Raw genomic sequence first — 9903 nt, 5'->3', positions numbered from 1 at the left:
CGAGGAGTAATCCTTGAACTCGCCACCGAAGCGCTCGGCACCGATCTTGGTCAGTGCGGCGGTCAGCGTGGTCTTGCCGTGATCGACGTGACCGATGGTGCCGACGTTGACGTGCGGCTTGGTGCGCTCGAACTTACCCTTGGCCATGGCTGCTTATCTCGAATTCGTCTGAGAGGTGATGCTTAAGATGGTGCTCACGAAAGGAATCGAACCTTCGACCTCTTCCTTACCAAGGAAGTGCTCTACCGACTGAGCTACGTGAGCCGAGTTTTGCATTATGACATGAACTCGATAATATTCAAAGTTCATTCAATGGAGCGGGAGACGGGAATCGAACCCGCACCATCAGCTTGGAAGGCTGAGGTTCTACCATTGAACTACTCCCGCGCCGGGAATGTCACAACGTGAAACTGGTGGAGGGAGGTGGATTCGAACCACCGAAGGCGTAAGCCAGCAGATTTACAGTCTGCCCCCGTTGGCCGCTTGGGTATCCCTCCTTACCACCCCATTCCGTTGCCGCCGAAGCGTTGCGGTGTGTGGTGGTGAGCCGCTTATTCTGCTGATGGGACGGGGGGCTGTCAACGCTTTTTTCCATTTTTTTCACACGCTGTCGCAAACCCATTGATACGCAAGGTTATTGCCCGGGAACCGGCAGGGTCTCGTTGGCGAAAATTGCGACATGAGGGACGCCGTCGCCGCCGATCCAGCCCCGATACATGCCCTGGGTGTTGAACGGCGTGGCCATTTTTCCGTCTGCGCCGAGCACGATCGCACCGCCGTCGCCGCCCATCTGCGGAATCGTCTCGTTGATCACGCCCTTGCCGGCCTGCTCCGGGCTCTGCCCCTGGTAGCGCATGCGCGCGCAGATCTCGTGCGCGGCCGCAGTGCGGATGTAGTACTCGCCCCACCCGGTGCCGGACACCGCGCAGCGTGCGTCGGCCCAGGTGCCGGCACCGATGATCGGCGAGTCACCGACCCGGCCGTAACGCTTGTTGGTCATGCCCCCGGTGGAGGTGCCGGCGGCCAGATGCCCCTGCGCGTCCAATGCGACCGCACCAACGGTACCGAAGTGCTTTGCAGTCTCCAGGTCAGCATGCGCCTGGCCGCTGGCCTCTTCCTTCAGCGCGCGCTGCAGCTGCTGCCAGCGCTTCTCTGTACGGAAGTAGGAGGGATCGACCAGAGGAATGCCCTGCTCGGCCGCGAAGGCTTCGGCGCCCTGCCCGACCATCATCACGTGGCGGGATTTCTGCATCACGGTCTGCGCCAGCAGGATCGGGTTGCGCACCCGCTGCACGCCCGCCACCGCGCCCGCCGCCTGGTTCGCGCCATCCATGACCGCCGCATCCAGCTCGTTGTGGCCGTCGTGGGTGAACACCGCGCCCTTGCCGGCGTTGAAGGTGGGATCGTCCTCCAGCACGGTGATCGCGGCGGTGACTGCGGCCAGCGCGGGGCGCCCCGCCGCCAGTTCCGCATGGCCCTTCAGCAGTGCCGCCCGCAGCGCGTCACGTGCGGCCTTTTCCTCGGCCGGCGACAGGTCCTTGCGCTCGACGCCGGCGCCGCCGTGGATGACCAGCAGCGGTGAAGCGGCCGGTGCGGCCTGGGCAAGCATGGGCAGGGACAGCAGCGCAGACAGCGCCAGGCGCAGTTTCATCGGATACGTCTCCAGCAGTAGCGGGGAATGGATTGCAGGGTAGTGCCGGCCGCTGGCCGGCGGGGGGCGTATCAGGGAAGGTGGGTTGCCGGCGAGCGGCCGGCACTACCGAAGCGTGAACTCAAGCTCACCGTCGCTGACGTCGGCCACGGCCTGATAGTCGGCCTCGGCCTGGACGTCATCCAGGCGCATGCGGCTGCCGCTGGCGACCACCGTTACCGGCACCGCGCGGAAGCGCAGCGGCTCGCCCTCGACCAGGCGGTCGGCATCGCGGCCAGGGTTGACCACCCAGACCTTGCCCTCGCCGTCAGCACTGTAGACCTGCGCCTGGCCATCAGGCTCCACGCACAGGGCGGTGTCCTCGTCGACGCCGATGCCGACGATGTCGGGGTCGCCACTGTCCTGTGCGGCACGCGCCACGAACACGATCAGGCGACCGAGCCGGTCGCGCTTGTCGAAGTGGGTGTCGGTGACCACGCGCTGCAGGTAGGGCATCTGCAGGAAGCCGCTGTCCATGGTCACCGCGCTGCCCATCGGGTCCGCCAGGGCGCCGGCAGAGGTGATGCTGCCGCCGTCCATCGCGCCGTAGGCATAGCCACCGAGGATGGCGAGCCCCGCACTGGTACCGGCAATCGGCTTGCCAGCGCGCACGTGGGCGTTCAGCGCGCGGTTGAGCGCAGTGCCCTTCCAGAAGCGGATGTAGCGCGACTGGTCACCACCGGCAATGAAGATGGCATCAGCTGCGGCAACCACGCGCAGCACGGCCGGATCGTCGGCGCCGCGGCGGCTGTCGAACACCAGCGTCTGCACTGCGGTGGTACCGCCGATCTCGCGGTACAGGCGGTCCTGCAGCTCATCACTGCCAGAAGCGCGCAGGATCAGCACACGGCCATTGCCAGCCTGCTTCAGCCACCAGTGGAAGGCCTCCGGCACCCATTCGCCACCGCCCATCAGCATCATGGCCGGTGCGCGCGGACCGGGCCGGGGCGCGTCGAGATCGCCGGCTTCGTAGTAGGCGAAGCCCGGGCCCTGCAGGTCCTGCGCAAGGGCGACCAACGGCACGGCCAAGACCAGCAGCGCCAGCCAGGCGAAGGGGGCACGCAGGGTCCGATGGAGGCGTCGCATCTTGATCTCCCTGAACAAAATCGACTTGCAAGCGTTTCCACTCTTTGCCAGATAGGGACCCAGTAGTCAAGGACATGAAAAAGGCGTTAAATGCGCGCGCCCGTTCCGGAAATCTGAATGGGGGACAGGGCCCCTCCTCTGCGGGCCGGCTTCATTTCCGAGAATTCCTCATGCGTAGAAAGGCGATGGCGTGGTCGATCCAGCTGGCGTTGATGGGCGTGGCTGCTTCCGCGGCGGCCCAGGCACCGGCTTCCTCCCCGGTTCAACAACTGGATGCGGTGCAGGTCACCGGTTCGCGCATTCCGCGCGCCCAGGTGGAAGGCCCCGCCCCGATCACGGTGATCGACGCCGAACAGATCCGCTCCAGCGGCTTCACCAGCGTGCCGGACGTGCTGCGTGCAATGACCCAGAACGGCGGTGAGACCCAGAGCCAGCAGTCTTCCAGCGGCGCCGACTTCTCGCCGGGCGCCCAGCAGGTGGACCTGCGCGGCCTGGGCCCGAACCACACGCTGGTGCTGGTCAATGGCCGCCGCATCGCCGACTTCCCGATGCCGTTCAAGGGCCGCAGCAACTTCACCGATGTCTCCAACATCCCGCTGGGGATGATCGAGCGCATCGAAGTGCTGACCGGCAGCGCCTCGGCCATCTACGGCTCGGACGCGATCGCCGGCGTGGTCAACTTCATCCTGAAGAAGAAGGCCGACGGCACCACGATCGACATGCGCATGGGCACCACCAGCGAAGGCGGTGGCGAGTCGTTCGACATGAGCCTGGCCAGCGGCTTCAGCCGCGGCAACTTCAACGCCGTGTACAGCGTCGAGCTGCAGTCGCAGACCCCGCTGTGGGCCTATGAGCGCGACATCCAGGATTCGACCCAGGACGGCCCCACCGAGGGCTCGCGCATCGCCCGCCGCGCTTACCTGCGTACGGACTACAACGACGACTACCTGGATCCGGGCGCGGCCACCTGCGAAGCGCTGGCCGGGCAGAACCAGGGCAGCACCTACCGCGCCTACCGCCCGCGCTACGGTTACTACTGCGGCAGCGACAGCTCGATCGGCTACGGCACCATCCTCAGCAAGCGCCGCGGCGCCAATGGCTACGCCTCGCTGAGCTACGACTTCGACAACGGCCAGCAATGGTTCGCCGATGTGCAGCTGGGCTACCACACGATGTCGCTGATGCGCGACGTCACCAAGTGGGGCCGCATGGACGCCAATGGCGATGAGTCGGGCTACTTCAACAACCAGGCCACCGGCGAGATCGAGTTCTGGCAGCGCCAGTTCTCACCCGAGGAAATGGGGGGCCTGCGCAATGCGATGGTGCGCAGCACGCAGAAGACCTTCAGCGTGACCACCGGCTTCAAGGGCAATCTGGCCGGCAACTGGGACTACGAAGCGGCGCTGAGCCATTCGCAGTACCAGTCGCGGATCAGCTGGGCGCAGATCATCGCCTCCAAGGCGAATGACCTGTTCCTGGGCCCGCAGCTGGGCGTGGACGACGACGGTTTCCCGATCTACAACGCGGCCCCGTCGCGGCTGTACCGGCCGCTGACCCGCGCCGAGTACGATTCGATTGCCGCACGCACCACCTATTCGCCGAAGTCGCGCACCGAGACGGCTGCATTCACGCTGACCAATTCCGCGCTGTTCGGCCTGCCGGGCGGTGATGCCGGGTTCGCCGCGACCGTGGAAGTGGGCCAGCAGGCCTATGCGCTGAATCCCGATCCGCTGGCCACCCAGTACTACTACTACAGCTGGAAGGATTCGGACGGCCAGGGCTCGCGCAACCGCTGGGCGACCGCCGCCGAGCTGCGCATGCCGCTGCACGAGACGGTCAACCTGAGCGTGGCCGGCCGCTACGACCAGTACCGCTATTCCGGCCACACCATCGGCAAGGCGACCTGGAGCGGCGGTCTGGAATGGCGCCCGATCGACACGCTGCTGGTACGCGGTTCGTATGGCACCGCGTTCCGCGCGCCGGACCTGCACTACGTGTTCGCCGGACCGGGCAACGACGAGACCACCGCCGAAGACCTGTACAGCTGCCGCGCCGATGGCGCCAGCGACTGTTCCGACTACGAGCGCAACCTGATCCGCAGCCGCACCGGCAACCGCCAGCTCGACCCGGAAACCAGCACCTCGTGGAGCGCAGGCTTCGTCTGGTCGCCGGCGATCGGCCTGGACCTGTCGGTGGACTGGTTCGACATCGACATGCGCAAGCAGGTGCAGGACATGGATGTGCGCACCCTCCTGGCCAACGAAGCGAACTGCCGGCTCGGCAGTGCCGACATCAATTCGCCGACCTGCGTGGACGCGCTCGACCGCATCACCCGTACCAGCGACGGCCGCCTGTACGGCGTGCGCGTGGCGCCGATCAACGTCGCCCGCGAGTCGACCTCCGGCATCGACGTCGGCCTGCGCTACCGCCTGCAGACCGGTATCGGCGACTTCATCCTCAATGGCACCCACACCTGGGTGAAGAAGCACGATTTCCAGCGCTACCCCGGCGATCCGACCCTGGACCAGTTCGCGGTCAACAGCGGATTCGACATCCCGCGCACCAAGACCAGCCTGAGCGTGACCTGGGAGAAGGACGCGTGGTCGGCCACGGTCTACGGTTCGCGCCTGGGCAAGCTGCCGACCTCGGACAACTACGACCAGTCGTTCGACTGGGAAAGCGGTGACAGCCCCTACGTGAAGGCGACCTACCGCTACAACGCCTCGGTGCAGTATCGCTTCGACGACCATTCGCGCCTGTCGCTGTCGGTGGTCAACGTGTTCAACAAGATGCCGCCGAAGGATGCCACCTACACCGCGTATCCGTACTACGACGTGTCCTGGTTCGACAGCGTCGGCCGCACCATCAACCTGCAGTACACCCACAAGTTCGGTGGCAGCGCGCTGTAAGTGCCCGGCCAATGTCGGTACAGGAAACCCCCGCTTCGGCGGGGGTTCCTTTTTTTGCCACCTGAACGGTGCCCGCGGGCAGGCTCCGGGCCGGTCGGCCAGCCGGGGATTTTAGGAAACAGCTGATTCCGCGCCGTCCGCGCCGCTTCCTAGCATCGTTGCATGTTCCGCTTCCCCCGCCCTTCGCTGCAGAAGACCGTGCCATCGACCACCGCGTCGGTGCTGTTGCGCTGCCTGACCGTCTGTGTCTTCATCTGCCTGGCCGCCGCGGCCGGGTTCTACCTGCTCACGGCATTCACCGAGGACATCTCGACCCATCGCCGCGAGATGAATGCAGCGGCCTACAGGGCCCAGATCTATTTCGACCAGCGCGAAGCCCTGCTGCGCTACCTGGGCGATTCCGTGCTGGCCGGCAATCCGGATGCGCCTGCCACGGACAGCAAAGGCATGCGCCAGGTGGCGCTGGATGGCCCCGGCGGCCAGCCGGGCCAGCGACTGCTCTTGTCGGCACGTGCCGAGCACACGCTGCAGGCGCTGCAGACGCACCTGCTGCTGGTCGATGCGCGGGGTGCGCACTGGCTGGCCGGAGGCGCGGTCGACTTGGACGTGGCACGCCTGCCATCGCTACGTGCACTGCAGACGCGCAACGGCAGCCTCGAGGGCGCTGACCGGGTGTACTGGCTGCGCCCGGGTGACCGTGGCGTCGCACTGGCGCAGCCGGTGCAGTCCGGTCCCCATCCGGCGCAGTGGCTGGTACTGCTGCTTGATACAGATGCAGCGGCGGGCATGATCGATGGCCAGGGCATCGGCGGTTATGCGTTGCTCGACCGTTCTGGGCAGCCTGCATTGTCCAGCCAGGCGCCGCGGCTGGATCGCGCGGGCTGGACAATCCTGCGGGAACGCCAGGACGACAGCTTCGGTACGTTATGGAGCGGCGGCCTGCCGCGCGGCGTAGCGCTGGTGAAAAGTGTCGGCAATGACGGCTGGCGGTTGGTCTACCACCTGCCGCCGCAGCTGCTGCTGGGCGACCTGGCCGTGCCCCTGCTGGTCTGCGTGCTGTTGCTGCTGCTGGCCGGTGTTGCGCTGCGCCTGCTACGGCATCGCGTGGACCTGCAGCTGATCCAGCCGGCCCTGCAGCAGCACCGCCGCCTGCTGGAGAACCTGGACTTCAGTTCGACGGTGATCGACATGGCGCCGGTCGGCATCTGCGTCCTGCGCCGCAACGACCGCGCGCTGCTGCTGTCCAACCAGCTGCTGCGCGACTGGCTCGGCGAGGAAGGCGAACACAGCGACTGGCAGGCGCCATGGCGCGGACATGCCGGCGAGCGCGGGCGCGGACTGGAATTCACCGCCCGCGACGGGCGCCAGCTGCAGGTGCTGCACGCGGCCTGCCGCTACCAGGGCGATGATGTGCTGCTATGCGTCTTCCATGATATTTCCCGACACCGCCAGGCACAGGCCGCACTGTCGTCGGCACGCCAGGCGGCCGATGCGGCCAACCAGGCCAAGAGCGCGTTCCTGGCCACCATGAGCCATGAAATCCGCACTCCGCTGTACGGCGTGCTGGGCACGCTGGAGCTGCTGGGGCACACCTCGCTGGACGCCCGGCAGTCGCAATACCTGCGCACCATCGAGAGTTCCTCGTCGGTCCTGCTGCAGTTGATCAGTGATGTGCTGGATGTGTCCAAGATCGAGTCAGGGCAGCTCAGCCTGGAGCCGGCGGCGTTCTCGCCGCGCGAGCTGACCGAGAGTGTGCTGCGCAGCTTCGCCGCGTCGGCCACCTGCAAGGGCCTGCAGATCCTGGTCTGCACCGATCCGCGCCTGCCGACGCGGGTGCTCGGTGATGCCGACCGCATCCGCCAGGTGCTGGGCAACCTGCTCAGCAACGCGATCAAGTTCACCGAGCATGGCCGGGTGGTGTTGCGCGTGCGCCAGGTACAGCGCGAAGGTGAATCGAGCGTGCTGGCCTGGCAGGTGACCGATACCGGCGTGGGTATTGCTGCGGAGGAACAGGCGCGTCTGTTCGAACCGTTCCGCCAGGTCCGCGGCGCGGCCAGCGCGCAGGGTACCGGCCTGGGCCTGTCCATCAGCGACCGTCTGGTGCGCTTGATGAGCGGCGAGCTGCAGGTGGTGAGCGAGCCGGGCCTGGGCAGCAGCTTCAGCGTCCGCCTGCCATTGCCGGTGCTGGCCGCTGCCGAGGATGGGCCCACATTGCTGCCGGAACCACCGATCCTGGTGCGCGGCCGCGACCGCGAGCTGGTCGACAGTGCCTGTGGCTGGCTGTGTCGCTGGGGTGCCAACGCGCAGCCCCTGCTTGGCGACCCGACGCTGCTGGACCATGACGGCGCGATCCTGATGGATGGTGAAGCAGCCACTCCGCTGGCATGGTCGGGCCCGCGCGTGGTGGCATCGATCGAGGGCGGTGACCAGCCGATCACTGCCGCCGATGGCAGCCTGGTCGTGACCCTGCATGGCATGACCGCGATCGGCAATGCGCTGGCCAACGTGCAGCAGCAACGTGCGGCGCAGCCGGAGACCACGCGCTTGGCACCGCCCGTGCCGCTGGGGCTGCGCGTGCTGGCGGTCGAGGACAACCCGATCAACCGGGTGATCCTGGCTGAGCAGCTGCGCATCCTCGGCTGCGACGTGGAGCTGGCACAGGATGGCATTGAAGCGCTGCAACGGTGCCGCGAGCAGTGCTTCGATCTGGTGGTGACCGACATCAACATGCCGCGCATGGACGGCCACGCGCTGGCCCGCGAGCTGCGCGATGACGGCAACCTGGTACCGGTGATCGGCGCCACCGCCAATGCCACCGCCGAAGAGCGCGAGCGCTGCCTGGCCAGTGGCATGCAGGGCTACCTCAGCAAACCCATCGACATCGCCCGCCTGCGCAAGGCACTCACCGCCCTGCGCCAAGGAGATCCCGCATGACCCAGCGTGTCCTGATCCTGGAAGACCAGCCCTTCCAGCGTGGTTTCCTGGCCAATCTTTTCGGCAGCCGTGCCGGCGTCCAGGTCGATGCCTGCGAAGACGTGGATGCCGCCATCGCACTGTGTGCCTGCCAGCCCTACGACCTGGTGGTCAGTGACCTGCTGATGCCCGGGCAGGACGGCATCCAGTTCATCCAGGCGCTGGCGGCGCAGCCACGCCCACCCCGCCTTGCCGTGGTCAGCGCGGCCCCGCGGCGGATGATGACCTCGGCACGGCTGATGGCCGAATCGCTGGGGCTGGAGGTGATCGGCCTGCTGCCCAAGCCGGTGGCGGCCGCCGACGTGGATGCCCTGTTCGAGGCGCTGGCGCAGGCGCGTCAGGCCACTGGCAAGGCCCCCACGCGCGCGGCGGCTGCACCCGAACCGGATGTTTCGCAGCTGCGCCAGGCCATGGCCGATGGCAGCCTGACGGCCTGGTTCCAACCGAAAAAGTCACTGCAGTCAGGGCGGGTCGTGGCGGCCGAGGCACTGGTGCGCTGGCGCCATCCGCAGCTGGGCGCGCTGGCCGCTGGCAGCTTCCTCCCGGCGATCTGCCGATACGGGCTGGAGGGCGATCTGCTGCGGATGATGCTCAAGGCCAGCATCAGCGCACAGGCACGCTGGCGCAAACAAGGGTTCCGGGTACCGGTATCGATCAACCTGCCCCCTCACCTGCTGGAGCAGTCGGACCTGCCCGACGAACTGCTGGCACTGACCCTGGCCAACGGCGGTACGCCTGGTGAATTGTGCTTTGAGCTGATGGAAAACAGCACCACGCGGCACGTCAGCGACTTCTATGCCGGTGCCTGCCGGCTGCGCATGAAGGGCTTCGGCCTGGCCCAGGATGATTTCGGGCAGGGTCTGAGCTCGGTCCACAATCTGGTCAATACCCCCTTCACCGAGGTCAAGATCGACCGCGCGCTGGTCAGCGGCTGCGCCCGTGACCCGGCCCTGCACCTGACCTTGTCGACGGTGATCGCGCTGGCCAACCAGCTCGGGCTGACCATCGTGGCCGAGGGCGTGGAAAGCGATGCCGACCTGGCCGCGCTGCGCCAGCTCGGCTGCAGCCAGGTGCAGGGTTTCCTGATCTCGCAGGCGCTGCCCTCAGACGAGTTCACCCGCCTGCTGGACGAAGAAGCACCGCAACTGGACGAAAGATCGCGAGCCGCCCTGAGCTGACACGGATTCCACAGCGACTTCACAACATCATCAAGTCGCATTGACGATCCTGTCTGTGCAGTGGCGG

General features: G+C 66.7%; 6 protein-coding genes and 3 tRNA genes. 3 read left to right on the top strand and 6 right to left on the bottom strand.

Going from position 1 to position 9903, the window contains the following annotated elements; all coding sequences use genetic code 11:
- From AC5P9N_RS14285 to AC5P9N_RS14260, 6 genes are all read right to left on the bottom strand, one after another.
- Positions 1-147 (bottom strand): GTP-binding protein (locus tag AC5P9N_RS14285; RefSeq protein WP_230078978.1); only part of this gene is annotated, 147 nt, incomplete at its 3' end.
- A 41-nt stretch (positions 148-188) separates the two neighbouring features.
- A tRNA-Thr gene (locus AC5P9N_RS14280) sits at positions 189-264 on the bottom strand.
- Between the two features lie 49 nt (positions 265-313).
- A tRNA-Gly gene (locus AC5P9N_RS14275) sits at positions 314-387 on the bottom strand.
- Positions 388-411: 24 nt separating this feature from the next.
- Positions 412-497: transfer RNA gene (locus AC5P9N_RS14270), tRNA-Tyr, on the bottom strand.
- Between the two features lie 137 nt (positions 498-634).
- On the bottom strand, positions 635-1651 hold the full coding sequence (locus tag AC5P9N_RS14265; protein ID WP_024957319.1) for an isoaspartyl peptidase/L-asparaginase family protein: 1017 nt from the start codon (positions 1649-1651) through the stop codon (positions 635-637).
- Between the two features lie 105 nt (positions 1652-1756).
- The gene (locus tag AC5P9N_RS14260) at positions 1757-2776 is read right to left on the bottom strand and encodes a cyanophycinase (protein WP_012479232.1); all 1020 of its coding nucleotides are present in this window, start codon (positions 2774-2776) and stop codon (positions 1757-1759) included.
- A 170-nt stretch (positions 2777-2946) separates the two neighbouring features.
- Between AC5P9N_RS14260 and AC5P9N_RS14255 the strand changes: the two genes are divergently transcribed.
- From AC5P9N_RS14255 to AC5P9N_RS14245, 3 genes are all read left to right on the top strand, one after another.
- A complete protein-coding gene (locus AC5P9N_RS14255) occupies positions 2947-5685 on the top strand; it encodes a TonB-dependent receptor plug domain-containing protein (RefSeq protein ID WP_043033760.1) in 2739 nt (912 codons plus the stop codon).
- Positions 5686-5847: 162 nt separating this feature from the next.
- Positions 5848-8619: a response regulator gene (locus tag AC5P9N_RS14250; protein WP_164212675.1), complete on the top strand. Its 2772-nt coding sequence runs from the start codon at positions 5848-5850 to the stop codon at positions 8617-8619.
- On the top strand, positions 8616-9836 hold the full coding sequence (locus tag AC5P9N_RS14245; protein ID WP_049418869.1) for an EAL domain-containing response regulator: 1221 nt from the start codon (positions 8616-8618) through the stop codon (positions 9834-9836). The genes AC5P9N_RS14250 and AC5P9N_RS14245 overlap by 4 nt, the downstream gene beginning before the upstream one ends.
- Positions 9837-9903: the final 67 nt, after the last annotated feature.

The organism is Stenotrophomonas sp. YJH_SMC_6 (genome assembly GCF_059371335.1).
The sequence above is the reverse complement of the archived record's forward strand: the minus strand, read 5'-3'. Positions and strand labels throughout refer to the sequence as shown.